Source organism: Pseudomonas sp. 57B-090624, from assembly GCF_003234055.1.
GTDB classification, from domain to species: domain Bacteria; phylum Pseudomonadota; class Gammaproteobacteria; order Pseudomonadales; family Pseudomonadaceae; genus Metapseudomonas; species Metapseudomonas tohonis.
Genome location: NZ_QKRU01000032.1, coordinates 1 through 26,546, shown reverse-complemented (window position 1 = coordinate 26,546; position 26,546 = coordinate 1). Strand labels below are relative to the sequence as shown.

30 protein-coding genes and 1 riboswitch are annotated in these 26,546 nt (G+C 68.2%); of the genes, 5 read left to right on the top strand and 25 right to left on the bottom strand.

Translation table 11 applies throughout. The annotated features are described in order from the left end of the window. Positions 1-7: 7 nt before the first annotated feature. The 11 genes from DMX10_RS16440 to btuB are packed head-to-tail and all read right to left on the bottom strand — an operon-like array spanning position 8 to position 10,636. Positions 8-739, bottom strand: coding sequence for an adenosylcobinamide-GDP ribazoletransferase (locus tag DMX10_RS16440; RefSeq protein WP_111262064.1), 732 nt, complete (start codon positions 737-739; stop codon positions 8-10). Continuing rightward, entirely contained in the window at positions 736-1,284 is a 549-nt protein-coding gene (gene cobC, locus DMX10_RS16435) for an alpha-ribazole phosphatase family protein (RefSeq protein ID WP_178082965.1), read from the bottom strand. Before cobC ends, DMX10_RS16440 begins: the two co-directional genes overlap by 4 nt. Further along, the gene (cobT, locus tag DMX10_RS16430; protein WP_111262063.1) at positions 1,281-2,339 is read right to left on the bottom strand and encodes a nicotinate-nucleotide--dimethylbenzimidazole phosphoribosyltransferase; all 1,059 of its coding nucleotides are present in this window, start codon (positions 2,337-2,339) and stop codon (positions 1,281-1,283) included. Before cobT ends, cobC begins: the two co-directional genes overlap by 4 nt. Further along, positions 2,336-2,857, bottom strand: a complete 522-nt coding sequence (gene cobU, locus DMX10_RS16425) for a bifunctional adenosylcobinamide kinase/adenosylcobinamide-phosphate guanylyltransferase (protein ID WP_111262062.1) — start codon at positions 2,855-2,857, stop codon at positions 2,336-2,338. Before cobU ends, cobT begins: the two co-directional genes overlap by 4 nt. Further along, positions 2,850-4,316 (bottom strand): cobyric acid synthase, encoded by a 1,467-nt coding sequence (locus DMX10_RS16420; RefSeq protein WP_111262061.1) that lies wholly within the window; start codon positions 4,314-4,316, stop codon positions 2,850-2,852. Before DMX10_RS16420 ends, cobU begins: the two co-directional genes overlap by 8 nt. Then, positions 4,313-5,305, bottom strand: coding sequence for a threonine-phosphate decarboxylase CobD (cobD, locus tag DMX10_RS16415; protein ID WP_111262060.1), 993 nt, complete (start codon positions 5,303-5,305; stop codon positions 4,313-4,315). The genes DMX10_RS16420 and cobD overlap by 4 nt, the downstream gene beginning before the upstream one ends. Then, positions 5,298-6,206 carry an adenosylcobinamide-phosphate synthase CbiB gene (gene cbiB / locus DMX10_RS16410; protein ID WP_111262059.1) on the bottom strand — a complete coding sequence of 303 codons (909 nt, stop codon included), beginning with the start codon at positions 6,204-6,206 and terminating at the stop codon, positions 5,298-5,300. Before cbiB ends, cobD begins: the two co-directional genes overlap by 8 nt. Continuing rightward, complete coding sequence (bluB, locus tag DMX10_RS16405; RefSeq protein ID WP_111262058.1) at positions 6,203-6,853, bottom strand: 5,6-dimethylbenzimidazole synthase; 651 nt, start codon at positions 6,851-6,853, stop codon at positions 6,203-6,205. Before bluB ends, cbiB begins: the two co-directional genes overlap by 4 nt. Then, complete coding sequence (locus DMX10_RS16400; protein WP_111262108.1) at positions 6,850-8,148, bottom strand: cobyrinate a,c-diamide synthase; 1,299 nt, start codon at positions 8,146-8,148, stop codon at positions 6,850-6,852. Before DMX10_RS16400 ends, bluB begins: the two co-directional genes overlap by 4 nt. Continuing rightward, positions 8,145-8,756: a cob(I)yrinic acid a,c-diamide adenosyltransferase gene (gene cobO, locus DMX10_RS16395; protein WP_111262057.1), complete on the bottom strand. Its 612-nt coding sequence runs from the start codon at positions 8,754-8,756 to the stop codon at positions 8,145-8,147. Before cobO ends, DMX10_RS16400 begins: the two co-directional genes overlap by 4 nt. 11 nt (positions 8,757-8,767) lie before the next feature. Beyond that, a complete protein-coding gene (btuB, locus tag DMX10_RS16390) occupies positions 8,768-10,636 on the bottom strand; it encodes a TonB-dependent vitamin B12 receptor (RefSeq protein WP_371921700.1) in 1,869 nt (622 codons plus the stop codon). Positions 10,637-10,691: 55 nt separating this feature from the next. After that, a riboswitch (cobalamin riboswitch) is annotated at positions 10,692-10,905 on the bottom strand. 113 nt (positions 10,906-11,018) lie between these two features. Between btuB and DMX10_RS16385 the strand changes: the two genes are divergently transcribed. Further along, positions 11,019-11,354, top strand: coding sequence for a four-helix bundle copper-binding protein (locus DMX10_RS16385; protein ID WP_111262056.1), 336 nt, complete (start codon positions 11,019-11,021; stop codon positions 11,352-11,354). 1 nt (position 11,355) lies between these two features. On the opposite strand, the gene DMX10_RS16380 is transcribed toward DMX10_RS16385, so the two are convergent. The 9 genes from DMX10_RS16380 to ttcA form a co-directional block, all read right to left on the bottom strand. Continuing rightward, positions 11,356-11,763, bottom strand: coding sequence for a type II toxin-antitoxin system VapC family toxin (locus DMX10_RS16380; protein WP_111262055.1), 408 nt, complete (start codon positions 11,761-11,763; stop codon positions 11,356-11,358). Further along, entirely contained in the window at positions 11,763-11,999 is a 237-nt protein-coding gene (locus DMX10_RS16375) for an AbrB/MazE/SpoVT family DNA-binding domain-containing protein (protein ID WP_111262054.1), read from the bottom strand. The genes DMX10_RS16380 and DMX10_RS16375 overlap by 1 nt, the downstream gene beginning before the upstream one ends. 69 nt (positions 12,000-12,068) lie before the next feature. Further along, entirely contained in the window at positions 12,069-12,389 is a 321-nt protein-coding gene (locus DMX10_RS16370) for a hypothetical protein (protein WP_111262053.1), read from the bottom strand. 4 nt (positions 12,390-12,393) lie between these two features. Next, the gene (locus DMX10_RS16365) at positions 12,394-13,056 is read right to left on the bottom strand and encodes an O-methyltransferase (RefSeq protein WP_111262052.1); all 663 of its coding nucleotides are present in this window, start codon (positions 13,054-13,056) and stop codon (positions 12,394-12,396) included. 8 nt (positions 13,057-13,064) lie between these two features. Then, entirely contained in the window at positions 13,065-13,592 is a 528-nt protein-coding gene (locus DMX10_RS16360) for a C40 family peptidase (protein ID WP_111262051.1), read from the bottom strand. Between the two features lie 174 nt (positions 13,593-13,766). Further along, entirely contained in the window at positions 13,767-14,378 is a 612-nt protein-coding gene (locus DMX10_RS16355) for a C40 family peptidase (RefSeq protein ID WP_111262050.1), read from the bottom strand. A 66-nt stretch (positions 14,379-14,444) separates the two neighbouring features. Then, complete coding sequence (locus tag DMX10_RS16350; RefSeq protein ID WP_111262049.1) at positions 14,445-15,218, bottom strand: NAD-dependent deacylase; 774 nt, start codon at positions 15,216-15,218, stop codon at positions 14,445-14,447. Positions 15,219-15,245: 27 nt separating this feature from the next. Further along, a complete protein-coding gene (locus tag DMX10_RS16345; RefSeq protein ID WP_111262048.1) occupies positions 15,246-15,917 on the bottom strand; it encodes a DNA-3-methyladenine glycosylase I in 672 nt (223 codons plus the stop codon). Between the two features lie 100 nt (positions 15,918-16,017). Next, entirely contained in the window at positions 16,018-16,842 is an 825-nt protein-coding gene (ttcA, locus tag DMX10_RS16340) for a tRNA 2-thiocytidine(32) synthetase TtcA (RefSeq protein ID WP_111262047.1), read from the bottom strand. Positions 16,843-16,942: 100 nt separating this feature from the next. On the opposite strand from ttcA, the gene DMX10_RS16335 reads away from it, so the two are divergent. The 4 genes from DMX10_RS16335 to DMX10_RS16320 all read left to right on the top strand — a co-directional run bounded on the left by DMX10_RS16335 (position 16,943) and on the right by DMX10_RS16320 (position 19,629). Further along, complete coding sequence (locus tag DMX10_RS16335; protein WP_111262046.1) at positions 16,943-17,539, top strand: DNA-J related domain-containing protein; 597 nt, start codon at positions 16,943-16,945, stop codon at positions 17,537-17,539. Positions 17,540-17,704: 165 nt separating this feature from the next. Further along, positions 17,705-18,304 (top strand): Yip1 family protein, encoded by a 600-nt coding sequence (locus DMX10_RS16330; RefSeq protein WP_111262045.1) that lies wholly within the window; start codon positions 17,705-17,707, stop codon positions 18,302-18,304. 148 nt (positions 18,305-18,452) lie between these two features. Next, a complete protein-coding gene (locus DMX10_RS16325) occupies positions 18,453-19,049 on the top strand; it encodes a Yip1 family protein (protein ID WP_111262044.1) in 597 nt (198 codons plus the stop codon). 85 nt (positions 19,050-19,134) lie between these two features. Continuing rightward, positions 19,135-19,629 carry a SprT family zinc-dependent metalloprotease gene (locus DMX10_RS16320; RefSeq protein WP_111262043.1) on the top strand — a complete coding sequence of 165 codons (495 nt, stop codon included), beginning with the start codon at positions 19,135-19,137 and terminating at the stop codon, positions 19,627-19,629. Between the two features lie 92 nt (positions 19,630-19,721). Here the strand turns inward: DMX10_RS16320 and DMX10_RS16315 are convergent, their stop codons facing one another. From DMX10_RS16315 to DMX10_RS16295, 5 genes are all read right to left on the bottom strand, one after another. Then, a complete protein-coding gene (locus DMX10_RS16315; protein ID WP_111262042.1) occupies positions 19,722-20,903 on the bottom strand; it encodes a CaiB/BaiF CoA-transferase family protein in 1,182 nt (393 codons plus the stop codon). A gap of 22 nt (positions 20,904-20,925) precedes the next feature. Next, positions 20,926-22,563 carry an AMP-binding protein gene (locus DMX10_RS16310; RefSeq protein ID WP_111262041.1) on the bottom strand — a complete coding sequence of 546 codons (1,638 nt, stop codon included), beginning with the start codon at positions 22,561-22,563 and terminating at the stop codon, positions 20,926-20,928. A gap of 112 nt (positions 22,564-22,675) precedes the next feature. After that, positions 22,676-23,506, bottom strand: coding sequence for an amidohydrolase family protein (locus tag DMX10_RS16305; protein ID WP_111262040.1), 831 nt, complete (start codon positions 23,504-23,506; stop codon positions 22,676-22,678). A gap of 67 nt (positions 23,507-23,573) precedes the next feature. Continuing rightward, a complete protein-coding gene (locus tag DMX10_RS16300) occupies positions 23,574-24,713 on the bottom strand; it encodes an acyl-CoA dehydrogenase family protein (protein WP_111262039.1) in 1,140 nt (379 codons plus the stop codon). A gap of 276 nt (positions 24,714-24,989) precedes the next feature. After that, complete coding sequence (locus DMX10_RS16295; protein WP_111262038.1) at positions 24,990-26,276, bottom strand: dicarboxylate/amino acid:cation symporter; 1,287 nt, start codon at positions 26,274-26,276, stop codon at positions 24,990-24,992. Positions 26,277-26,546 lie beyond the last annotated feature (270 nt).

Sequence of the window (26,546 nt, the reverse complement as noted above, 5' to 3'; positions counted from 1 at the left end):
CCGGCGTTCACCCCAGCAGCGCCAGCGCCACCAGCACGGCCACCTCGGCCAGCTCCACCAGCGCCCCGGCCGTGTCGCCGGTGGTGCCGCCGAGTCGCCGCAGCAGGCCGCGTCGCCACCAGGCGAACAGCGACAGCGCCGCCACCAGCGCGACCAGCGCCACAAAGCCGAACACCAGCCCCAGCAGCGCATGGGCGCCCAGCACCCAGGGCAGCTCACGGCGTGGCAGGTGCTCCGCCAGGGCCTGCCCCAGCCCACCGGCACGAACGTAAGGCGTGGTCATGAACAGCAGCGGCAGCAGCCCCCGCGCCAGCCAGGGCGCCAGCAGCAACGCGGCGATGGGGCCCTGCTCCAGCAGGGCGACCAGGGCAGAAAACTTCAGCAGCAGAACCAGCACCAATACGACCACGGCGATGGGGCCGCTGCGCGGGTCCTTCATGATGGTCAGGGTGCGCTCGCGGTCGCCGTAGCCGCCCACCCAGGCGTCCGCCGTATCGGCCAGGCCATCCAGGTGCAGGCCACCGCTCAGCGCCACCCAGGCGGCGAGCAGCAGCACAGCCTTGAGCAGCACCGAGGTATCGCCCAGCAGCCACTCCAGCGCCAGCAGCGCCAGGCCCAGCAGCAACCCCACCAGCGGGTAGAACAGCAGTGAGCGACCGATCTGCTGCGGCTCGGGCATGCCCGGCAGGCGCACCGGCAGGCGGGTGAGGAACTGCAGGGCGATCAGCAGCGGGATCACGGCAGGACGATCCGGTGCAAGGTCGCGTGGGGCACCTCCACCTGCATCAGCTGGGCCCGTGGCAGGCCCCGTGCGCGGGCCAGCAGCAGACGGATCACCCCGCCGTGGCTGACCACCAGCAGGCGCTGGCCGGCGAAGCCTGCCTGCAATCGCGCCGCCGCCGCGTGCACACGGGCCTCGAAGTCGAGCAGCGTCTCGCCGTCGGGCGGGGTGAAGCTGTAGGGGTCGTTCCAGAACAGGCCCAGGCCTGCTTCATCGGTGGCCATCAGTTGGGCGGCGGTGCGGCCTTCCCAGGCACCGAAATGCAATTCGCGCAGGTCGGCGTCGAACCCCAGCGGCAGGTCCAGGCGCCCGGCCAGCTCCTCGGCGAAGCGCGCGCAACGCTGCAGTGGCGAGGCGACGATGGCGTCCCAGGGGCCGGCCCCCTCCACCGCGCCGCGCATCTGCGCCCAGCCGGTTTCGGTCAGGGCGTCGTCCAGGCTGCCGCGAAAACCCGCGCCCAGTTCGGTCTCGCCGTGGCGCAGCAGGTCGATGACCAGGCTCATGCCGGGCGATCCGAAACGGCGGCTTCGGCGAAGGTGGCCATGCCGTTGTGCAGGTCACAGGCCAGGCGCAGGAGCGGCAAGGCGATGGCGGCGCCGCTGCCCTCGCCCAGGCGCAGGCCGAGGTCGAGCAGGGTTTGCGCCTGCAGCTCCGCCAGCACGGCCTGGTGGCCCGGCTCGGCGGAGCGGTGGGAGAACAGCAGCCAGTCGCGGCAGGCAGGGTTCATGCGCACGGCGCACAAGGCAGCCACGCTGCAGATGAAGCCATCCACCAGCACCGGGATGCCGCGCTGGGCGCAGCCGAGGTAGGCACCGGCCAGGGCCGCGACCTCGAAGCCGCCGAGGCGGCGCAGGCTTTCCAGCGGGCCATGGCAATGGGGGCTGTGCAGGGCCAGGGCGCGCTCGATCACCTCGGCCTTGTGCTGCACGCCCTTGTCGTCCAGCCCGGTGCCGGGGCCGACCAGTTGCGCCGCCGGGGTGCCCAGCAGCGCGCAGGCCAGGGCGCTGGCGGCGGTGGTGTTGCCGATGCCCATCTCGCCGCCGAGGTAGATGTCCGCGCCCGACTCCACCGCGCGCACGGCGCTGGCGCGGCCGGCCTCCAGGGCGGCCAGGCACTGGGCATCGCTCATCGCCGGCTCGCGGGCGAAGTTGGCGGTGCCGGCGCCCAGGCCCAGGTGCAGCACGCCGGGCAGCGTTTCCAGTGGCACGGCGGTGCCCAGGTCGACCAGCTCCAGGGTGGCGCCGAGGCTGTGGGCGAGCACGCTGATCGCCGCGCCGCCCCGCACGAAGTTGCGCAGCATCTCGCCGGTCACCGCCTGCGGGTAGGCGGAAACACCCTCCGCCACCACGCCGTGGTCGCCGGCGAACACGGCGAACCAGGGCCGCGCCACCTCGGGGCGATCACTGCCCTGCATCGAAGCGAGGGTGATGGCCAGGCCTTCCAGCTGGCCCAGGGCGCCTCGCGGCTTGGTCAACTGGTCCTGGCGGGCCTGGGCCTTGGTGCGGGCGACATGGTCCTGGGGCTGGCACTCGGCCAACCACCACGCGAGGGTGTTCATAGGGGCTCTCCCTTCAACAGCATGGGCAGGCCGGCGACGGTGAAGGTCACGCGGGTGCAGCGTTCGGCCAGGGCCTGGTGCAGCCAACCAGCTTCATCGACGTAGCGGCGGGTCAGTTCGCCCAGGGGCACGACCCCGAGGCCGGTTTCATTGCTCACCAGCAGCACCCGCCCCGGCAGCTCGCCGATGCAGGCCAGCAGGGCGTCACGCTCGGCGACCAGGCGTGCCTCGTCCTCCAGCATCAGCAGGTTGGTCAGCCACAGGGTCAGGCAGTCCACCAGCAGGCAGGTGCCGGGGGCCGCGTGCTCGCGCAGCACCCGGGCCAGTTCCACGGGCTCTTCCACCAGGCCCCAGTGGTCGGGGCGGCGGGCGCGGTGGCTGGCCACGCGGGCGCTCATCTCGCCGTCCAGCGGCTGGCTGGTGGCGATATAGGTGACGGCCAGGCCCGACTCGCCGGCGAGGCGTTCGGCCAGGCGGCTCTTGCCCGAACGGGCGCCGCCGAGGATCAGTTCAGCCATGGGTGGGCTCCAGGCCGCAGAGGCGGCGCAGCAGGTCGGTGTCCAGGTGGCGCTCGACCTGATCGGCCAGGCGCTCGATGTCGCGCTCGCGCAGCGCCGGGTAGTCCACGGCCTGCACCTCGGCGAGGCCGGCCCAGCGCAGCAGCGCGTCACGGGCCTCGGCCCCCTCGAACAGGCCGTGCAGGTAGGTGCCGAGCACCTGGCCGTCTTCGCTCATGGCGCCGTCGCAGCGGCCGTCGTCCAGTTGCACGGCGGGCCGCTCCAGGGCGGCGCCACGGCTGACCCCGGCGTGGATTTCATAGCCGGCCACCGCGGCGCCTTCCAGGCCCAGGCGGCCACGCACGTTGCGCAGCTGCTTCTCCGGCTCCAGCACCGTGTCGAAGGCCAGCAGGCCGAGCCCCGCGCTGCTGCCGGCGGGCCCTTCCAGGCCGTGGGGGTCGTCGATGCGCTCGCCGAGCATCTGCAGGCCGCCGCAGATCCCCAGCAGCTTGCCGCCGTAGCGCAGGTGGCGGGCGATGGCCGCGTCCCAGCCCTGGGTGCGGAGGAAGGCCAGGTCGGCGCGCACGCTCTTGGAGCCGGGCAGGATGACCAGGTCCGCCGGCGGCAACGCCTGCCCCGGGCCGACCAGGGTCAGCTGCACCTGGGGGTGCAGGCGCAGCGGGTCGAAATCGGTGTGGTTGCTGATGCGCGGCAGCACCGGCACCGCCACCTTCAGCGCCTCGCGGGGCTTGGCGTCCTGGCGGCGGTCGATGGCGTCCTCGGCCTCCAGGTGGAAGTCGGTGAGGTAGGGCAGCACCCCGATCACCGGCTTGCCGGTACGCGCCTCCAGCCAGTCGAGGCCCGGCTGCAACAGGGCGATGTCGCCGCGGAAGCGGTTGATCACGAAGCCCTTCACCCGCGCCTGCTCGCTCTCCGAGAGCAACGCCAGGGTGCCCACCAGATGGGCGAACACGCCGCCCCGATCGATGTCGGCGATGAGGATCACCGGGCAGTCCACCGCCTCGGCGAAGCCCATGTTGGCGATGTCGTTGGCGCGCAGGTTGATCTCCGCCGGCGAGCCCGCCCCTTCCACCATCACCACCTGGTAGCCGGCCTCCAGGCGCTGGTGGGAGGCCAGCACCGCCTGCATGGCGACCCTCTTGTAGTCGTGGTAGGCGACGGCGTTCATCGAGGTGACGGCGCGGCCGTGGATGATCACCTGGGCGCCGATGTCGGTATTGGGCTTGAGCAGCACCGGGTTCATGTCGGTGTGCGGCGCCAGCCCGCAGGCCTGGGCCTGCACCGCCTGGGCGCGGCCGATCTCGCCGCCGTCGGCGGTCACCGCGCTGTTGAGCGCCATGTTCTGCGGCTTGAACGGCACCACCGCCACGCCCTGGCGCTTGAGCCAGCGGCACAGCGCGGTCACCAGGGTGCTCTTGCCCGCATCGGAGGTGGTGCCCTGCACCATCAGCGTGGTCATGCGAGCTCCCGGGCGAAGCCGCTCAGCACGGTGTCCAGGCGCTGCCAGCCGGCCTCGTCGGGCGGCAGGCCGAAACGCAGGCTCGACGGGGTGAGGAACAGGCGGGTGAGGATGCCGTGGGCGGCGAGGTAGTCGTGCACCACCCCGGCATGGGGCATGGCCACCCACTGGAACAGCGCGCAGCCGCCGGTGGGTTGCAGGCCATGGCTGCCGAGCAGGCGGGCCAGGCGCTGGCCGTCCAGCAGCAGGCGCTCGCGCTGCCGGGCCTGGCCGTCGATGTCCTGCAGCAGGCCCTTGGCGATGGCCCGCGCGGGGCCGCTGACCGCCCAGGGGCCAAGCAGCTCTTCCATCTCATCGAGCAGCTCGGGGGCCGCGCAGGCAAAGCCCAGGCGCAACCCGGCGAGGCCGAAGAACTTGCCGAAGGACCGCAGCACGATGAGCCCGGGCAGGTGGCTGACCCGCGCCAGGCTCTGGTCGCCGGTGCAGTCCATGAAGGCTTCGTCCACCACCAGCCAGCCGCCCCGCTCGGCCAGGCGCGCATGCCAGTCCAGCAGCAGCTCCGGGGAGTAACGCTGGCCGGTGGGGTTGTTGGGGTTGACCACCACCAGCACATCGAGGCGGTCGATGGCCCGGCGCGCACCGGCCTCGCTGATCTCTTCCAGGCGATGGCCGACCCGGCGCCAGGCGGCGGCATGCTCGGCATAGCAAGGCGAGAGGATGCCCACCTGGGAAGTGCGACGCAGGCGTGGCAACGCCTGGATGGCGGCCTGGGAGCCGGCCACCGGCAGCAATGACGGGGCGCGGTAGTACTGGCGCGCGGCCTCTTCCAGGCCGTCGTCGCGCTCGGGCAGGCGCGCCCAGGCCGCAGCGGGCACATCAGGCAGGGCCCAGCCATAGGGGGCGATACCGGTGGACAAGTCGAGCCAGTCCGCCTCGGGAATGCGATAACGCTGCGCGGCGGCGCGCAGCCTGCCTCCATGCTCAAGCAAAGAGCCATCCTCCGATGATCAGAACGCCCACCCAGAGCATCACGCCCTGGCGCACCAGGTCCATGCCGCGGCCGATGTCCTCGGCGCGCGCGGGCTCGCCCTGCCCCAGGTGCGGGCGTTCGTGCAGCTCGCCGTGGTAAATGGCCGGCCCGCCCAGCTGCACGCCCAGCGCACCGGCGCCGGCGGCCATCACCGGGCCGGCGTTGGGGCTGTCCCAGAGCGGCGCCTGCGTGCGCCAGCAGTGCAACGCCAGCGCCGTCTTGCCGAGCAGCGCGTAGGTCAGCGCGACCAGGCGCGCGGGAATGAAATTGAGGACATCGTCGATGCGTGCGGCAGCCCAGCCGAAGCGCTCGAAGCGCGCGTTGCGGTAGCCCCACATGGCGTCGAGGGTGTTGCTCAGGCGGTACAGCACCACGCCCGGCGCGCCGGCCACGGCGAACCAGAACAGCGCAGCGAACACCGCGTCGCTGCCGTTCTCCAGTACCGATTCGGTGGCGGCGCGGGCCACGGCGCTCTCGTCCAGCTCACGGGTCTCGCGGCTGACCATGTAGCCGACGCGGCGGCGCGCCTCGTCCAGATCGCCGCCCTGCAACGCCACGGCCACGGGCTCGGCGTGTTCGTTGAGGCTGCGCAGGCCGATGGCGGCATAGAGCGCGACCACGCCCACCAGGGTGCCGACCCAGGGCAGCTCGGACAGCCACCAGGCGGCCAGGGTCAGCGGCAGCACGGCGATCACCCAGGCGCTGACGCCATGGCTGCGCCAGCCACGGCCGCCGGGGTTGAAGCGCTGCTCCAGGCGCTTGGCCCAGTCACCGAAGGCCACCAGCGGGTGCCAGCGGCGCGGCTCGCCGAAGACGGCGTCCAGCACCACGGCGGCCAATGTCAGCATCCCCAGGCTCATTCCTTGTTTCCCCACTGGTTCTCGAACAGCAGTTCGGACAACGGACGCGGTTGCGCCCAGCCCTCCAGCGCCAGCATCGGCGCCGGGTAGAAGGCCTCGACCGGGCCCAGGCAAAGCACCGCCAGGGGCTTGCTGCCAGGCGGCATGCCGAGCAGGTCGGCCAGGGCCTGTGGGTCGAACAGCGAGACCCAGCCCAGGCCCAGGCCTTCGGCACGGGCGGCGAGCCAGAGATTCTGAATCGCGCAGGCCAGGGACGCCATATCCATTTCCGGCAGCGTGCGTCGGCCGAAGACATGCGCCTCGCGCCCGTCCATCAGCGCGGCGACCAGCAACTCGGCGCAGTCGCGGATGCCCTCGACCTTCAGCCGCATGAATTCGTCGGAGCGCTCGCCCAGGGCCTCGGCGGTGCGCACCCGCTCGGCCTCCACCAGGCCGTGGATGTCCTCGCGCAGCGCCGGCTGGGTGATGCGGATGAAGCGCCAGGGCTGCATCAGGCCGACGCTGGGCGCCTGGTGCGCCGCCTCCAGCAAGCGCGCGAGCAGCGCGGGGGCCACCTCGCCGCCGCTGAAGTGGCGCATGTCGCGACGCTCGGCGATGGCGCGGTAGACGGCGGCGCGTTCCTCGGAGCTGAAGGCGTTGTCGGTCATGGGCGCAGGAGCTCCGCCGCCGCAGCGGGATTGGACGGCAGGTAGAAGTGGATGTAGGACGCGGTGAGGCGGCCGACGCGGAACACCGCCTCGGCCACCGGCTTGTCGTTCGGGCAGGTGCCGCGCGCCAGGGGCTGCAGCGGCGAGTCGAGGCGCGAATGGTGGTAGGTGTGGCCGCGCAACGCACCGCCGGGCAGCTCGACCTCCTGCAGGGCCAGGGCCACCAGGCGCTTCTGCATCATCGCACTGCCGGGCAGCAGGCCGACCAGTTCGGCGTGCGCGCCCTCGGCGTCGGTCAACGCATCGAGCAGGTAGAGCATGCCGCCGCACTCGGCGAGCGTCGGCTTGCCGGCCTCATGGTGGGCACGGATCGCATCGGCCATGGCACGGTTTTCCGCCAGCGGCGCCAGGTGCAGCTCGGGGTAGCCGCCGGGCAGGTAGAGGCTGTCCACCTCGGGCAGGGTGGTGTCGGTCAGTGGCGAGAAGAACCGCAGTTCGGCACCGAGGGCACGCAGCAGGTCGAGGTTGGCCTGGTAGATGAAGGCGAATGAGGTGTCGCGGGCCACCCCGATGCGCACGCCTTCGAGCAGCGGTTGCAGCGCTTGGGCATGCGGCGCCTCGAATGCCACGGCCGGCGGCAGCTCCACCGAGGCGCTGGCGGCCAGGGCATCGGCGGCGGCGTCCAGGCGCGCGTCCAGGTCGGCCAGCTCCTCGGCCTGCACCAGCCCCAGGTGGCGGCTGGGCAGCTCCACCTCGGCGCTGCGCGGCAGGGAGCCGTACCAGCGGAGCCACGCCGGCAGGCTGTCGCGGATCAGATCGCTGTGACGCTGGCTGCCGACGCGGTTGCCGAGCACGCCGGAGAACGGCAGGCCCGGCTGGTAGGTGGCCAGGCCCACGGCCAGGGCACCGAAGGTCTGGGCCATGGCGGCGCCGTTGATCACCGCCATCACCGGCACGCCGAAGCAGCGGGCGAGGTCGGCGGCCGAGGGCGAGCCGTCGAACAGGCCCATCACCCCTTCGATGAGGATCAGGTCGGCCTCGGCGGCGGCCTCCCAGAGCAGGCGGCGGCTTTCCGCCTCGCCGATCATCCACAGGTCCAGCTGGTAGACCGGCGCGCCGGAGGCACGGGCGAGGATCATCGGGTCGAGGAAGTCCGGCCCGCACTTGAACACCCGCACGCGCTTGCCCTGGCGGGTGTGCAGGCGCGCCAGGGCGGCGGTGACGGTGGTCTTGCCCTGGCCGGACGCCGGCGCGGCGATCAGCAGGGCCGGGCAATGGCGCGTGGAGGTGCTCAGAATTCCACCCCTTTCTGCGCCTTCACCCCGGACTTGAAGGCGTGCTTGACCAGGCTCATCTCGGTGACGGTGTCGGCGGCGTCGATCAGGCCCTGGGGCGCGCCACGGCCGGTGGCGACCACGTGCTGCAGCTCGGGGCGCGATTCGATGTCGCGGAGCACGGTCTCCAGGTCCAGGTAGCCGTGCTTGAGGGCGATGTTCAGCTCGTCCAGCACCACCAGGCCGACCTGCGGGTCGTTGAGCAGCTGCGCCGCGACGGCCCAGGCCTGCTGCGCCTTCTCGATGTCGCGCTGGCGGTCCTGGGTGTCCCAGGTGTAGCCCTCGCCCATCACGTGGTAGGCGACCTCGTCGGGGAAGCGGCGGAAGAAGGCCTCCTCGCCGGTGGACATGCCGCCCTTGATGAACTGCACCACGCCCACCTTCACCCCATGCCCGAGGGCGCGGGCGACCATGCCGAAGGCCGAGCTGCTCTTGCCCTTGCCATTGCCGGTGTGCACCAGCAACAGGCCGTACTCGTCCTGGGCCTGGGCGATCTTCTCGTCGATCAGGGCTTTCTTGCGCTGCATGCGCGCCTTGTGGCGGGCATCGCGTTCGATGGATTCGCTCATGGGGGCTCCTGTCAGAGGGCTTGGTAGCGGACGCTGAAGAACACTGCCTGGCCGGGCTGGTTGTAGTCCAGCGCGGTTTCGTAGTCGGCATCCAGCAGGTTGGTGACCTTGGCCTGCAGGCGCCACTCCTCGTTCAGCCAGTATTCGCCGCGCAGGTCGAGGGTGGCGTAGCCGGCCACCTTGTTGCGGTTGGCCAGGTCGTCGTAGCTGCGGCCTTCGGCGTGCAGCGTGGCGCCCAGGCCGAAGCGGCCGATGCGCCGGTCCAGGTCGAGGTTGAAGCTCTGTTGCGGACGGCGCGGCAGCTCGTTGCCGGCATTGCTGCCGTGGTCGCGGTTCTCGGCGTCGAGGAAGGTGGCGTTGGCGTTCCAGTCCCAACCCAGCCACTGGCTGCCGAGCACCAGTTCGAGGCCGTCGATGCGGGCCTTGCCGATGTTGTTGGGGCCGCCGTACGGGCCGAGGGTGGAGTCGTAGGCGATCAGGTCGTCGACATGGGTGCGGTAGGCGTTGACCGACCAGTGGCCCCAGTCGTGCTGCCCGGTGAGCGCGGCCTCGAAGCTCTCGGAGGTTTCCGCGTCCAGGCCCGGGTTGCCATAGCCGGGGTAGTACAACTCGTTGAAGCTGGGCGCCTTGAAGGCGGTGCCGTAGCTGAGGCTGAAACGCAATTCATCGGTGAACGCGTAGCCCCAGGCGGCGCTGCCGGTGTCGTGGGTGCCGAACTGCTCGTTGTCGTCACGGCGTAGCGACAGCTGCCAGTCCTGCTGGCCGGCTTGACCCAGGTACTGGGCGAACCAGCCCTGGTTGCGGCGCGAGTCCTGCTCGAAGGCCGTGGAGCTGCTGACCTGGTCACGCTGCCAGTCGTAGCCCAGGGTCAGCACGTGGCCTTCGGCGAGGGTCAGGTCGTTGAGCCAGGAGGCGCTGTCGCGCTTGGAGTCGAAGCGGGCATCGAACAGGCCATCGGTGTGGCTGGTGGACTTGTCCTCGCTGCGACCGGCCCGCAGGGTGATGTTCCAGATGTCCTGGGGGCTGAAGCGCGCGCGGCCGCCGATCACTTCCTGGCGGTTGTCGGCGTTGGCGCCATGGCCGCCGAGGGGATGCAGGTAGCCACTGCTGTCGATGTCGTCGTAGTCGTTATGGGCCTTGGCACGCATCAGCGAGCCATCCAGCGTCAGCCCACCGAGTTGCACACCGGCGTTGAGGGTGCCGGACAGGTTGCGGTAGCCGTCGGCGTCGGGCTCGTAGTAATTGCTGCCCTGGCGGCGGGAGTTGATGCCGTCGCCGTCCTGGCTGCTGACGCCCAGGTTGTACCAGGCCTGCTCGTCGCCACCGGCCACCCCGGCGCTGCCTTGATAGGTGTCATGGGTGCCGTAGCCGGCGGAGAACCAGGGCTTGGCCGCGCCGTCGCCATGCCCCTTGCGGGTGAAGATCTGGATCACCCCGCCAATGGCTTCGGAGCCATAGAGGCTGGAGCGCGGGCCACGGACCACTTCGATGCGCTCGATCAGCTCCACCGGCAGGTCCTGGAAGGCCGTGAGCCCGGCGCTGACGGAGCCGACCTTGACGCCGTCGATCAGCACCAGCACGTGGTCGGACTCGCTGCCGCGCATGAACAGCGTGGTGTTCTTGCCGGGGCCGCCGTTGTTGCTGAGGGTCACGCCCGGCACCTTGCGCAGCAGCTCGGGCACGGAGCTCGCCTGGCTGCGCTCGATGGCCTCGCGGTCGAACACGGTGGTGGCGGCCAGGCTGGCGCGCACGGGCTGCTCGCTGCGGGTGGCGGTGACCACCTGCTCGCCAAGTTCGAGGGGGGCTGCGGCCAGCGGGGAAATGCACGAGATGCCGAGAACAGCCAGCAGCGCCGGCCTCGGGGAAGCGTTTCGGTTCAAGATCGATCTCCGTCGCGCCACCCGCGCGACCTTCTGGGGTGATGCATGGGCGATCCCATGCGCAGTCACACCAGGCCGGTCTCCGGGCTTGCGAGTGGAACCGTCGGTTCCCCGACCGCGCCTTCCCATGCCGGGGCACAGTGGCTGGATGCGGTGGATGACTCGCCTACCGTTGCGGGGGCAGCGCCGGATTCTTCGGAAGAATGGACCGGCTTCCCTGTTTCACCCCGGCGGCATGGCCGCGGGGCACCTGGTGCAAGGCGCGCAGCTTAGTGGCCGGGGTGGCCAGGGTCAATCGACGGGCGGCGGGCGGGAAATAGGTCGAACCGATGGCGGCGGAGCCACGTCCACTCAACAGGACCCACGCCATGAGGAGACCTCCATGATCCGCGAACGCTATGCCTGCTGCATCCAGGCCTGCAACGCCTGCGCCATCGCCTGCGAACACTGCGCTGCCGCCTGCCTGCGCGAGGAAGACGCCGGCCACATGGCGCTGTGCATCCGCACCGACCGCGACTGCGCCGACCTGTGCCGCCTCGCCGCCCTGCTGATGGCCCGCGACAGCCCCTTGGCCGACGAGGTCTGCCGCCTCTGCGCCATCGCCTGCCAGGCCTGCGCCGAGGCATGCGCCAAGCATGACCATGACCACTGCCAGGAATGCGCGCAGGCCTGCCAGCGCTGCGTGGTGGAATGCGAGGCGATGGCGAAGGCGGCTTGAGTCAGAGTACGTCCGGGCTGATCAGCTCCAGCCCGGGGAAATAATTGCGGTAACGCCGCACATCGCGCGTCAGCAGGGCGCAGCCTTCCACGGCGGCATGGGCGCCGATGAAGAAGTCAGCCAGCACCCCTTCCCTGACACCTCCCGCCCGGCGGTAGCGGTCGAAGGCCTTGCCGGCGAGGAAGAGCGCCGGGCGGGGCATTTCCAGCAGGTGCAGCTGCAGTTGTTCGACCGCCTCGTCGAGCGCCTCGAAGCGATCGAAGGTCAGCGCCAGCTCGGCATAGACCACCGCGTTGATCGCCAGCGCATGCACCCGGGACTGGGCACGCAATTGGCGGATCGACCAGTCGGCCCAATGCGGGTCATCCGCCAGGACGTCGATCAGCACATTGGTATCGACCAGAACCATCAGTCTTCGCCGCGCAGCAAGGCCATGAGTTCGTCAGTGCGCCAACGTCGCCCGGCCTTGCCGCGGGCGGCCTCGAAGCGGTCCGCTGCCTGGGGCTCAGGGTCGACGCGGTTGAGTACCACCTCGCCCTGCTGATTGACGCTGAATTCCACGGACATTCCCGGGTGCAGGCCCAGTGCGTCGCGGATCGGCTTGGGAATGGTGACTTGGCCCTTGCGGGTGAGTGTGGTCGGCATGGCAGAGCCCTCGGTATTACCGGAGGAATGACGGTAATACCTATGCCCTGCCGGGGCAACCGCGCGCGCTCAATGCCTCGGCTCGAACCCCGCCGGCTTGCCCGCCAGCCAGTCGACGAAGGTGCGCAGGCGCTCGTCGGCCATCAGCGCCTCGCGGCTGTTGTAGATCAGCGCCAGTTCCTTTTCGCTGAACAGGCGGTGGATCTGGTTGTGACAGGGACGGCAGACCCAGAGGGTGGCGGTGATGCGCTCGCTGCGGGCGAAGCGTTTCTGCACGTAGGTCTTGCCGTGCAGGGCCTTGGGGATCAGGTGGTGGCGGGTCAGGGGCGCGGCGCGCCGGCAGAGTTCGCAGGCGTTCGGCTGGGGCGGCAGGCGGATGGGCTCGGCCACGGGCTCAGCGCTTGCGGCAGAGGGTCAGCCCGTCGCCGATGGGCAGCAGCGAGAGGTCGATGCGGGCATCGGTCTTGAGCGCGCGGTTCAGGGCCTTGATGGCGCGGGTGTCGGCGCTGTCGGGGTTGGCCTCCAGTACGCGGCCGCTCCACAGCACGTTGTCGAACAACACCAGGCCGCCGCTGCGCACCAGGGCCAGGGCGTGTTCCAGGTAGGCGGGGTAGTTGGCCTTGTCGGCGTCGATGAAGATCAGGTCGAAGCCGCCGGCCTGCCCTTCGCGCTCCAGGCGACCGAGGGTCTCCAGGGCGGGGGCCAGGTGCAGGTCGATGCAGTCCTCGACGCCCGCCTCCTGCCAGTAGCGCCGGGCGACGGCGTTGTAGTCGCCGGGCAGGTCGCAGCAGAGGATGCGGCCGTCCGCCGGCATCGCCTCGGCCATCACCAGGGCGCTGTAGCCGGTGAAGGTGCCGATCTCGAGGATGCGCCGAGCGCCGGTGAGCCGCACCAGCATGGCCATGAACTGGCCCTGTTCGGGGGCGATCTGCCAGCGCGCGGTGGGCAGTTGCGCGGTCTCTTCGCGCAGGCGCGCCAGGAGCGGCGTCTCGCGCAGGGAGACGTCGATCAGGTAGCGGTAGAGGTCGTCGTCGAGGTTGAGCGTCCGGGTGGTCATGCAGCCTCTCAGGGCGTGCTCGCCAGGTGCGAGTCGAGCAGCACGCGCTTGGCGTTCAGGTAGCTTTTCTGCCAGTAGCTGTTGGACAGGCTGTCGAGGCGTACCGTTCCGCCGCTGGACGGCGCGTGGACGAAGCGCCCCTCGCCCACGTAGATGCCGGCGTGGCTGACCTGGCCGCCACCATTGGTGGCGAAGAACACCAGGTCGCCGCTCTGCAGGGCGTTCATGCCGATGGTCGGCACGCGCATGGCGATGAGCTCGCGGGTGGAACGCGGCAGGCTGATACCGGCGGCGTCGCGGTAGACGTAGCCGATCAGGCCGCTGCAGTCGAAGCCGCTGTCCGGGGTGTTGCCACCGTAGCGGTAGGGGGTGCCCACCAGGCCGAGGGCACGGAACAGCACGTCATCGGCCGCTGGTGAGGACGGCGCCTGGACCACGGGCGGGGTGTAGACGGGAGCGGGAGCCGGCGCATGGCTGGAGCAGGCACCGAGCAGGGCGAGCAGCGCGATGAGGGCGAGACGGTGCAAGGCGGGCATGGCAAGTCAGTCCTGACTTGAGGTTTGCTCGCTAATGTGCTGATACCGCTCGAATAATGCAAGCAAAAAGCCATCGCCGCTGCGCTTGGGCGGCAACCCGGGCCTATATAGAGGAAGGCGGAAACGAATCGGCCCGGAACAGGGTCCGGGCCGATGGGTGAATCAGGAACGCGATCAGCGGTGCATCGAGCCTTGCGCCGAGGCGTTCATCGATGGGGAAACCTGCGCCAGGACGCGCTTGGCTTCCATGTAGCTGGCGCTCCAGTAGCGGTCATCCAGGCTGTCGACCCGCACACCGCCGCTGCGATGGCTGGAGGAGTGGATGAACTGGTCGTCACCGATATAGATGCCGGCGTGGCTGACGCGGCCACGGCCACGGTTGTTGAAGAAGACGATGTCGCCCGGCTTCAGCTCGCTGCGCGCGATGACCGGCGCATCGAGGTTGATCATTTCGCGGGTGGAGCGCGGCAGCTGGATGCCCGCCTCTTCCTTGAACAGGTAGCCGACGAAGCCGCTGCAATCGAAACCGGTCTTCAGGGAACGGCCACCGAAGCGGTAGGGGGTGCCCACCAGCTCGAAGCCACGCTCCAGTACGTTGTCGGCGAGGGACGGCAGCTGGTAGGGCTCGTCGTCCATCATGTCCGCCATGTCCTGGACGCTCGGCTCTTCGATGGCGGCCTGGGGCTCCGGAGTGGCGGCTACTTGCGGCTTCGGCGAGACGCCGGCGCAAGCGGTGAGAAACAGTGCAAACGTGATAGGCACGAGGGGTGCGAAGCGACTGAGCATGGGCACGACCGTGTCGAAAATTATAAGAAGGCGCGAATATGCCCTCTATCGATCTAATTTGCAAATTTAATCGATCGAAATGTGACTCAGTAGTTCCTGCAAAACATCTAAGGCCTTTCCCTTCAGGTGTACGTCGACCGAGCGGGCGAGATCAGTGCTGGCGGGGTTGATTTCCGCCGTGAAGCCGCCTTGCTGGCAGGTGCGCATCACCGGTTCGATGATGTAGGGGAAGCTCGCCGTGGTGCCTACGGCCAGCACCGCATCGAAGCCCTTGCGCAGTTGCGCGTAGAGGGTGTCGATGGCCTTTTCGGGGAGCATTTCCTCGAACAGGACGACGGGAGGCCGGAGGATACCACCGCACACCGTGCATTTGGGAGGCAAAGGCCGTTCCAGGTGCTGCGACAGTTGGTCGCTCTCGGCGCCGCACGACTGGCAGAACAGCGGCGACAACTCGCCATGGATCTCGATCAGCCGCTCCGGCGGCGAGCCCGCCTGGCGGTGATAGCCGTCGATGTTCTGCGTCAGCACCCAGCATTCCGGCTTCAGCCGCTGCAATTGCGCGATGGCTGCGTGCCCGGCATTGGGGCGTGCGCCGAGGCAGGCGCGCCCGAGTTGGGCGAGGTACTTCCAGCACAGGGCCGGGTCCCGCCGCAGCATGGGGCCGGAGATGGCCTCCTCGATCGGGATGCCCTCCTCCGTCATGCCATTGTAGAGACCGCCGAGCCCTCGGTAGGTAGGCAGGCCGGAATCCGCAGAAAGGCCGGCCCCCGTGATGATGAGGATGCGTTCGGCCCGCTTCAGCTCAGCGGCGACCCGGGCGATGTCCGACGAATGCTCCATGGAAGCCTCCTGCCTCGCGAAACGGGATCAGTGGTTGACGGTATGGGCCAGCATCACCGAGAGCTGGCACAGCGGCCTGCCGCTTTCCTCGTGCCAGCGGTTGAAGGCGGCCTGCACCTGGGCGAGATCGCGCAGGCTGGTGGGCGCCTTGTCGATGATCTCCTGGGCCTTGAGCGCAGCGACCATGTCGTCGGTGGGGATGAAGGTGTCCTTGCCGACCATGCGCAGGAAGCGCGGCGCCGACAACCCGCCCAGCTGGCTGCCGTGCTTGGCCAGGTACTTCCACAGGCCGACGATATCGGCCACCGGCCAATCGGCGATCAGCGCACCAAAGCTGCCCTTCTCACGGCGCACGTCGAGGATGAACTGGGCGTTGCGCGGCACGCTCTTGAGCTTGCCCAGGTGGCGGATCAACCGCGCATCCTGCATCAGCCGCTCCAGGTGCTCGGCGCCCATCAGCACCACCTTCTCCGGGTCGAAGCCGAAGAACACCTCCTCGAAGGCCGGCCACTTGGCGTCCACCAGGCTGTGCTTGAGCCCGGCACGGAACACCCGCAGGGCCAGCAGCGACAGGTAGCGATCATCGGCCAGCTCGCGCAGCTCGGCATCGCTGCGCGGCTGCGGCAGGCGCGCCTCCAGGGCCTCGGCCGAGCCGAAGCGGTTGAGGCAATACTCGTGGAGCCAGCGGTAGTCACGCATAAAAAGGGCCTTGGCTAGAAAGCTTGAAGCTTGAAGCTTGAAGCTTGAAGCTTGAAACCTTCCGGCTTCCGGCTTCAGGCTCTCGGCTTCCAGCTCCGCTTCAGATATTGACGACGTCCAGGGTGCGCGGCGCGGCGCTTTCGTCGATGCGCAGATTGGCGAAGTCGAACAGGTTGCGATCGGCCAGTTGCGAGGGCACCACGTTCTGCAGGGCGCGAAACATGATCTCGGTACGGCCTGGCGATTTGCGCTCCCATTCCTGGAGCATCTCCTTGACCACCTGGCGCTGCAGGTTCTCCTGCGAGCCGCAGAGGTTGCACGGGATGATCGGGAATTCCTTGAGCTGCGAGTAGGCCTCGATATCGGCCTCGTTGCAGTACGCCAGCGGGCGGATCACCACGTTGCGGCCGTCATCGGCGCGCAGCTTCGGCGGCATGGCCTTGAGCGTGCCGCCGTAGAACATGTTGAGGAAGAAGGTTTCCAGGATGTCGTCGCGGTGGTGACCGAGGGCCATCTTGGTCGCGCCGATCTCGTCGGCGAAGGTGTAGAGCGTGCCCCGGCGCAGGCGCGAGCACAGCGAGCAGGTGGTCTTGCCTTCCGGGATCTTCTCCTTCACCACCGAATAGGTGTCCTTCTCGACGATGTGGTACTCGACGCCGATGGACTCCAGGTAGGCCGGCAGCACGTGCTCGGGGAAGCCCGGCTGCTTCTGGTCCATGTTCACGGCGACGATCTCGAACTTGATCGGCGCGACCTTCTGCAGGTACAGCAGGACGTCGAGCATGGTGTAGCTGTCCTTGCCGCCGGACAGGCAGACCATGACCTTGTCGCCGTCCTCGATCATGTTGAAGTCGGCGATGGCTTCGCCGGCGAGGCGACGGATGCGTTTCTGCAGTTTGTTCTGGTTGACCGAAAGGGTGCCCATGGTGCTCTGGAATCCGGGGAGGGGTGCGAAAAGCTGGCTATTTTACGCACAAAGCGCGCGCCACCCCAGCCCTCAGTTTCGCTGTGCTAGCCTGCGCCCGATGAACAGCGAACTAGACCCCTCCCTCGACCTCGTCGACCAATTGCTGGTGCTCCTGCGCCAGGCGCCGGACGGCATCGGCGAATTCGAGCTGATCCAGCGCCTCAAGGCCGGCCACTCCACCCACATCCCCCACCTGGATCTGGCCGACCGCCTGGTGCTGTTCCGTACCCATTTCCTGCTCTTCAACGCCCTCTATCTATTGCGCGACCGCCTCTGGGCCGAAGGCAGCGCCTTCCTCGCCATCAGCCCGCTGAGCATCCGCCTGCTGCCCTACGCAGCGGGCAGCGATGCGCTCACCGAGCACGACCCGCTGCGCACCTACTACCTGGACACCCGTCACCTGCGCGACACCACCGAGCGGGATGTCGAGAAGCTGCTCGCCAGCTTCTGGACGCGCATGCAGGGCGGGGACGAGAAGCTCGCCGCCCTGGAGCTGTTCGAGCTGGTCGAGGGCGACGAAGCGCTCGACCTCGGGGTGATCAAGCGCCGCTACCGCCAACTGGTGGGCCAGCATCATCCCGATCGCGGCGGCAGCACCGAGCGCATCCAGTCGATCAACAAGGCGATGGAAATACTTCAGCGCTATTACCGCTGAGCATTAAGTCTGATTTGCTCTAAAGCCACGGCAGGCGCGGGCCCCAGCCTGGACCTATACTGCGACACAAGGTCGCATGTGTCGGCCGAGCACCGGATGACGCTGGCTACGCGTACCCGGCGCTTCGCTGGGGGGCGACCTCATAATAATGAGGAGGTGTTCAGAATGATCCACCACGTTTGGGGGCTCTTCACCCATCCCGATCAGGAATGGCAGGAAATCCGTGGCGAGGAAGAAAGCATCAGCCACATGTACCTGACCCATATCCTGGTACTCGCTGCCATTCCCGTAGTGTCCGCCTATATAGGCACCACCCAGGTCGGCTGGGCCATCGGCAAGGGCGATCCGGTCATGCTCACGCAGTCCAGCGCGATGCAGATGACCATCCTCTCCTACCTCGCCATGCTCGCCGGCGTCGCCGTGATGGGCGCCTTCATCCACTGGATGGCGCGCACCTACGATGCCTCGCCGAGCTTCACCGAATGCGTCGTGTTCGCCGCGTACTGCGCCACCCCGCTGTTCATCGGCGGCCTCGCGGCGCTCTACCCGCACCTCTGGCTCGGCATGATCATCGGCACGGCGGCCATCTGCTACACGGTCTATCTGCTCTATGTGGGCATTCCGACCTTCATGAACATCCCCACGGACGAAGGCTTCCTGTTCTCCAGCTCGGTGCTGGCTGTGGGCCTGGTGGTGCTGGTGGCGATGATCGCCGCCTCGGTCATCCTCTGGGGCATGGGTGTGGGGCCGGTGTACATCCGCTGATCCCTTCAACCGCAGGACGGAGGCCGCCCCAGGGGCGGCCTCTTCGTTTGCCGGTCGGCCAAATAGTTGAAACCCTCCCCTCCCCTCCCCGGCCCTCTAACTCCTTGAGCCCCCTGCGACAGCGCCCGTGCGCCCAAGGAGAACAGCCATGGCCCCGCATCTATTGACCCTCTTCACCCAGCCGGAACGCGCCTGGCAGGAAATCCGCCAGGACGAGACGCGCAACAGCCTGCATTACCTGGTGCACCTCCTGCTGCTATCGACCATCCCGGCGCTCAGTCTCTACATGGGCACCACCGTGGTCGGCTGGAGCCTGGCCGAGGACGAGGTGGTGCGGCTCGCCTCCGGCAGCGCCCTGCAACTGAGCGTCGCCCTGTACCTCGCCACCGTGTTCGGCGTCCTGCTGATGGGCGGCTTCGTGCGCTGGATGGCGCGCGCCTTCGAGACCCGCCCCGGCTTCAACGAATGCGTGGGCTTCATCGCCTATACCGCCACCCCGCTGTTCATCGCCGGAATCGCCGGCCTCTACCCCAGCCGCTGGCTGGCGGTGGCCGTGCTGCTGCTCGCCGGTGCCTACTCGACCTTCCTGCTGTTCGTCGGAGTCCCGGTGTTCATGCGCCTGAAACAGGAACAGAGCTTCCTCTACGCCTCGTCCATCTGGGCGGTGGGGCTGCTGGTGATGGCCAACGTGCTGGTGTCGGTGATCCTGCACTGGCACCTGTACCTGACGCCGGAATACGTCTAGTACGGCGCGTGACGACCGCTCGGCAGGAGAACGATTCGACCGGTGGCAGCTTTGCGGCATAATCGCGGGCCCTGGAGTGCCCTCTATGCCCGAGCTGCTACACGCGCGCGTCGAAGCCTGCTACCAGCAGGCGGAAGCTTTTTTCCAACGCCGGTTCCCCCGCCCCGAAGTCAGCTTCAAGTTGCGGGGCCAGAAGGCCGGCGTCGCCCACCTGGATGAGAACAAGCTGCGTTTCAACCCGCAGCTGTATCGCGAGAACCAGGAAGATTTCCTCAAGCAGACCGTTGCCCACGAAGTGGCGCACCTGGTCGCCCACCAGTTGTTCGGCCACCGTATCCAGCCCCACGGCGAGGAGTGGCAACTGATCATGCGCGGCGTCTACGAGCTGCCGCCCAACCGCTGCCACAGCTATGACGTGAAGCGGCGCAAGGTCACCCGCTACCTCTACCGCTGCGCCTGCCCGGACGGCGACTACCCCTTCTCCTCCCAGCGCCACGCCCTGGTGGCACGCGGGCGCCGCTACTACTGCCGGCGCTGCAAGGTGACCCTGGTGTTCAGTGGGGAACAGCGGCAAGAGTAAGGGCGGAACCTCGGGCAGGAGCCCGTAGGGCGGGTGCAACCCGCCGATGCACAGGTCCGCTTGAAGCTTGAAGCTTGAAGCTTGAAGCCTCTTTATCCCGTCACCTTGCCGGCTTTCAGCGCGGCGATCTGCTCGGCGGTATAGCCCAGTTCCGCCAGCACCTCGGCGGTGTGGGCGCCCACGGCGACGCCCACATGGCGCGGCGCCGGCAGGCCGGTGGAGAACTTGATCGGGCAGGCGATCTGCCGTTGCGCCGGCAGCCCCTCGCGCGGCACCTCGGTGACAAGGCCCCGCGCCTCGATCTGCGGGTGCCGCACCGCCTCGGAAAGCGGCAGCATCGGCTCAACACAGGCATCCAGCGCAGCGAACAGCTCGCGCCATTCGGCGAAGTCGCGTTTCTCGAACTCGATCTCGATGGTGCGCTTGAGCTCGCGCTGGTCCTCCGGCTTGGGCGACAGCCCGCGGGCAGCCAGCTCCGGCCGGCCGATGGCGGCGCAGAACTGTTGCATGAATTGCGGCTCCAGGCTGCCCACCGAGAACCAGCGGCCATCGCGGGTGCGGTAGTAGTCATAGAAGCTGCCGCCGTTGAGCGCCTGGTTCTCCATGTCCGGCTCCACGCCCGCACCGAGGTAACCGGCGCCGGCCATGCCGTGCAGGCTGAAGGCGCAGTCGGTCATGCTCACGTCCACGTGCTGCCCCTCCCCCGTCGCCTGGCGCTGGATCACCGCCGCCAGCAGGCCCATCACCCCGTGCAGCGAGCCGCCGGCGATATCCGCCAGCTGCACGCCCAGGGGCAGCGGGCCGCTCTCCTGGCGCCCGGTGTAGCTGGCGATGCCGGCCACGGCCAGGTAGTTGATGTCATGGCCGGCACGGTCGCGATAGGGCCCGGTCTGGCCGTAGCCGGTGATGGAGACATAGATCAGCCTGGGGTTGATCGCCTTCAGCGCCTCGTAGCCCACGCCGAGCTTGTCCATCACCCCGGGGCGGAACTGCTCCAGCACGATGTCGTACTCGGCCACCAGCTGGCGCACCACCTCCACCGCCTCGGGGCGCTTGAGGTCGAGGGCGATGCTGCGCTTGTTGCGGTTCAGGTAGGCGTGGCTGGTGGAGGTGCCGCCGTCATGGGGCGGCAGCACACGCACCAGGTCCATGCGGCTGGGGGATTCGACACGCAGCACCTCCGCGCCCATGTCGGCCAGCAGCAGCGAGGCGAAAGGCCCCGGAAGCAGGGTGGAGAAATCGAGGATCTTCAGCGAAGCGAGCGGGCCTTTCATGGCGACTCCATAGCGGTTCGGTTCATTCCCAATGCAGCGGCTGGCGTGCGTCCAGGCACGCGGCGACTGCGGCGAAGCGTTGTTCCAGCACGTTGCGGCGGATCTTCATGGTCGGCGTCATGCAGCCGTTATCCACCGTCCAGCTCTCGCGCACCAGCACGAAATGGCTGATGCGCTCATGGGGCAGCAGCTGGGCATTGAGCACCTGCAGGCTCGCCGTCAGCTCGGCTTCCACCTTGCCGCGCGGCTCGGCGCGGGCCGCCGGGCTGAGCTCGATCAACGCCAGCGGCTGGTCCAGGCCGTTGCCCATCAGGCACACCTGCTCGACCCAGAGGTTCTTGGCGATCTCGCCCTCGATGGGTGCCGGCGCCACGTACTTGCCCTTGCTGGTCTTGAAGATGTCCTTCACCCGCCCGGTGATGCGCAGGTAGCCATCGGCATCGATCTCGCCCTTGTCGCCGGTGTGCAGCCAGCCGGCCTGCAGCGCGTCGGCGGTCTTCTCCGGTTCCAGGTAATAGCCGGCCATCAGCGCCCGGCTGCGGTAGAGGATCTCGCCGTTCTCGGCGATGCGCACCTCGTTGTCCGGCATCACCCGCCCGACGCTGCCGAAGCGCACCTGGCCGGGCCGGTTGAAGTTGCCGTAGGCGAAGTTCTCGGTCATGCCGTAGCCCTCGCAGAGGGTCAGGCCGATGCGCCGGTACCATTCCAGCAGCGCCACCGGGATCGGCGCCGCGCCGCTGACCAGCACCCGCGCGCGGTCCAGACCCAGCCCCTGGCGGATCTTGCGCGCCACCAGCGCGCCCAGCAGCGGGATGCGCAGCAGGCGGTCGAGCCTCGCCTGGGGCAGCTTCTCCAGCACGCCCTGCTGGAAGCGCGTCCACAGGCGCGGCACGGAGAAGAACACCGTCGGCCGCACCCGCTTGAGGTCGGCGGCGAAGGTCTCCAGGGATTCGACGAAGGCGATGGCGCCCCCGCAATACAGGCTGTTGGTTTCCACCAGGAAGCGCTCGGCGGCATGGGACAGCGGCAGGTAGGAGAAGAACTGCTCGCGCTCGTCCAGCCCCATCTCCGCCACCGAGCGGCTGGAGGCGAAGGCGAAGGCCTCGGCATGCTGCATCACGCCCTTGGGCTGCCCGGTGGTGCCAGAGGTGTAGAGGATGCTGAGCAAATCGTCCGGGCGCTGCACATGCCCGTCGCGCAACGGCTCGTGGGCGGCCAGCAGCGCGTGCCAGGGGTGCTGCGCGCCCAGGGTCGGGTACGGCATGGCGATGCGGATGACCTCGGCGGGAATGCCGGCCTCGAACTTCCCGGCCTCGTCGAGCTTGCCGAGGATGATCGCCTTGCACGCCGAGTGGCGCAGCACGTAGTCGATGCTCTCCACCGACTGCAACGGGTACAGCGGCACGCTGACCAGGCCCGCGAGCATGATCGCCAGGTCGCTGATGATCCACTCGGCGCAGTTCTTCGCCAGGATCGCCACCCGGTCGCCAGGCGCGCAGCCCAATGCCCGCAAGGCGCTGGCCAGGCGCCGGGCCTGGTCGTCGGCCTGACGCCAGGTCAGGTCATGCCACTGGCGCTCCACCGGCTGGCTGAGCCAGACACGGTCCGGCGAGGTGGCCACCCAATGGGCGAGCCGCTGCAACGGCAGTTGGTCGGTCATCCTTCAACCCTCCTTGTTGTTCTTGTAGTGATCGGAGCGTCTCGCGGCCGGGGGAACACAGGCGCCCGGCCCCACCGTCACCCTCGCGAACGCGAGGGCCCACCGCACGGCCTCACAGCCGGAACACCCGGCGGGCGTTACCCTGGAGGAACTTCGCCTCGATCTCCGCCGGCAGCGCCAGCTCCTTCACCTGGGTCATGCAGCGCTCAAGGGACAGCTGCGGGAAGTTGCTGCCGAACAGCACCTTGTCCTGGCCGTAGCTGCGCATGAACTGCAGCAGCGCCTGGGGGTAGTAGCGCGGCAGGTAGGCGGAGGTGTCGATGTAGATGTTGTCGTGCTTCCAGGCCAGGCCGATCATCTCCTCGGTCCAGGGATGGCCGATGTGCCCGGCGACGATGCGCAGTTCGGGGAAATCCAGCGCCACCTCGTCCAGGTAAGGCACCGGACGCCCCGTCTCCGAGGGCATCAGCGGGCCGGTGTGGCCCACCTGGGTGCAGAAGGGGATGTCCAACTCGATGCACTTCACATAGAGCGGGTAATAGAGCCGGTGGTTGGGCGGCAGCTTCCACAGCCAGGGCACCACGCGCAGCGCCTTGCAGCCCAGCTCCAGCACCGCCCGTTCCAGCTCGCGCACCGCCGCCAGGGGTTTGCCGAGGTCCACCGTGGCGACCCCGACGAAACGCTCGGGGAAGGCGCGGGTGTACTCGGCCACCAGGTCGTTGTCGAACACCCAGCGCTCCGGCCGGCACCAGGCGGCGAGCATGAGCTTCTCCACGCCCGCGCGGTCCATCTCCGCCACCGTCTGCTCGGGCGTCAGCGGCTGGTCGAGCAAGTGCGCGGAACCGGATTTCTCGAACAGCCGGACCACCTCCGGCAACAGCTCGCGGGCGCGGCCGTTGGCAGGTTGGGCCCAGGCGTCGATGGCGCCCAGCGGTGCATTCATGGCAGTGGCCTCCTGATGTCTACACAGTGGCTGAACTCTAGCCCGGCCCGGGGCGCCGGGCCGGGGTTCAGAGCTTCATGCCGCGGCTGATGATCTCCTTCATGATCTCCGAGGTGCCGGCGAAGATGCGCTGGATGCGCGCGTTCGCGTACATCTTGCAGATCGGGTATTCCCACATGTAGCCCCAGCCGCCGTGCAGCTGCACGCCCTCGTCCACCACCTTGCACAGCAGCTCGGTGGTGAACAGCTTGGCCTCGGCGGCCACCTCGGGGGTGAGTTTCTTCTGGTTGTGATCCATCACGCAGCGGTCGGTGAAGACCTGGGCGACGTCGATCTGGGTGCGCATCTCGGCCAGCTTGAAGCGGGTGTTCTGGAAGTGCGAGACGGGCCGGTCGAAGGCCTTGCGCTCCTTCACGTAGTCGATGGTGGCCTGCAATGCCGCCTCGGCCCCGGCCACCGCGCCGCAGGCGTTGGTCAGGCGCTCCTGGGCGAGCATGTTCATCAGGTAGAAGAAGCCGCCCTTGGCATCGCCCAGCAGGTTCTCCTTGGGCACCTTGACGTTGTTGAAGAACAGCTCGGCGGTGTCCTGGCTCTTCATGCCCAGCTTCTTCAGGTTGCGCCCGCGCTCGAAGCCGAGCATGTCGCGCTCCACCAGGAACAGGCCCATGGCGTGCTTGTTGGCCGGGTCGGTCTTGGCCGCGACTATCACCACATCCGCCAGCAGGCCGTTGGAGATGAACACCTTGGAGCCGTTCAGCTCGTAGTGATCGCCCTTGTCCACGGCGGTGGTGCGCATGCCGGCGAGGTCGGAGCCGGCGGAAGGCTCGGTCATGGCCACCGCGAGGATGATCTCCCCGCTGATGATCCCCGGCAAAAAGCGCGCCTTCTGCTCGGCGTTGCCGTATTCGGCGATGTAGGGGCCGCACAGCGCCGAATGCAGCGGGATCATGAAGCCCGGCTCGTTGATGCGGGCCAGCTCCTCGCACATGATCTGCTCGTAGCGGAAGTCCTTGAGCCCGGCGCCGCCGTACTCCTCGTCCGCCCAGGGCAGCAAAAAGCCCATCTCGCCAGCCTTGCGCCACACGGCGCGGTCCACCACGCCCGCCTCTTCCCAGGCCTCCTGGTGCGGCACCACTTCCTTCTGCAGGAAGGCGCGGAACGCGTCGCGGAACAGGTTGTGTTCGGTTTCGAAATGGATGCGCTGCATGCGGAGGGTCTCCCTGGAAAAAAACGTTCCGCAGGGTAGGCGGCGCCCGCCCGCACGCTCAATGACGCAAGCGCTCAGGGTCGATTGACCCATGTGCTCAGCACAGCTTCAGGGGGCTCCTGCATGCGCGGGAGCGATGGGAATGCAAAACGCTCGCGGTACCTCGTCATCCCCGCGAACGCGGGGACCCACTAAAAGCCGCCCATAAAAAAGCCCGTCACGAGACGGGCCTGGAAAATCTCCTCCCCGTGGGGAGGGAGGAGAGAATTGCAGGGTTCAGACGCGCTGGGCTTCTACCTGTGGCGCGGCATTGCCGGCCAGTTCGCGGTCCAGGGTGTCGGTGTCCAGCTGCTTGCACCACTTGGCGACGACCAGGGTCGCCACGCCGTTGCCGACCAGGTTGGTCAGGGCGCGGGCTTCGGACATGAAGCGGTCGATGCCGAGGATCAGCGCCAGGCCCGCGACGGGCAGGTGGCCGACGGCGGAGAGGGTGGCGGCCAGGACGATGAAGCCGCTACCGGTGACGCCGGCGGCACCCTTGGAGGCGATAAGCAGCACCAGCAGCAGGGTGATCTGGTGGGTGATGTCCATCGGCGTGTCGGTGGCCTGGGCGATGAACACCGCGGCCATGGTCAGGTAGATGGAGGTGCCGTCGAGGTTGAAGGAATAACCGGTGGGGATCACCAGGCCGACGACCGACTTGTTGGCACCGAGTTTTTCCATCTTGGCGATCATGCGCGGCAGGGCGGACTCGGAGGACGAGGTGCCCAGCACGATCAGCAGTTCCTCGCGGATGTACTTGATGAACTTGAGGATGCTGAAGCCATGGGCGCGGGCGATGCCGCCCAGCACGATCAGCACGAACAGCAGGCAGGTGATGTAGAAGCACAGCATCAGCTGGCCGAGCTGCACCAACGAGCCCACGCCGTAGGCGCCGATGGTGAAGGCCATGGCACCGAAGGCACCGATGGGCGCGACCTTCATGATCACGTTGATGATGTTGAACATCACCTGGGAGATGCGCTCGATGAATTCGAACACCGGACGGCCGTAGTCACCCATGCGGTGCAGCGCGTAGCCGAACAGCACGGAGAAGAACAGCACCTGGAGGATGTCGCCATTGGCGAAGGCGCCGACCACGGTGCCCGGAATGACGTTCATCAGGAAGTCGATGGTGGACTGCTTCTCGCCGGCCGCCGCGTAGGCCGCGATGCCCTTGGTGTCCAGGGTGGTGGGGTCGACGTGCATGCCGACGCCAGGCTGTACCACGTTGACCACGACCAGGCCGATCAGCAGCGCGAGGGTGGAGACGATCTCGAAATACAGCAGCGCGTAGCCACCGGTCTTGCCGACGGCCTTCATGCTCTGCATACCGGCGATGCCGGTGACCACGGTGCAGAAGATGATCGGCGCGATGGCCATCTTGATCAGCTTGACGAAGCTGTCGCCCAGCGGCTTCAGGGCGACGCCGGTCTGCGGGTAGAAGTGGCCGACCAGGATGCCGATGGCGATGGCCACCAGAACCTGGAAATAAAGGCTTTTGTAGAGGGGTTGACGGGTCATGGCAGGTCCTCTCGGGTGGTGCGGGGCCTGATTCCGTACAGAGGCGCACCACCGGTCTCAATCACCTCCCTTGCTGGGAGACTTTGTTGTTCTGCGATCCAAACCAATGGATGGCGGTGCTCCTATCGCAAGGGCTGTGCCAACCGGAGCGGATCGCGCAACGCTTAGTGCGCCGTGGCCTACAGAAATCACCGGGGGCCTGTAGGACAATTCTTCAGGCGGATTCCCGCCAACGCGCCAGGGGGATTCCCGCCACGCCCACCCCTTGTC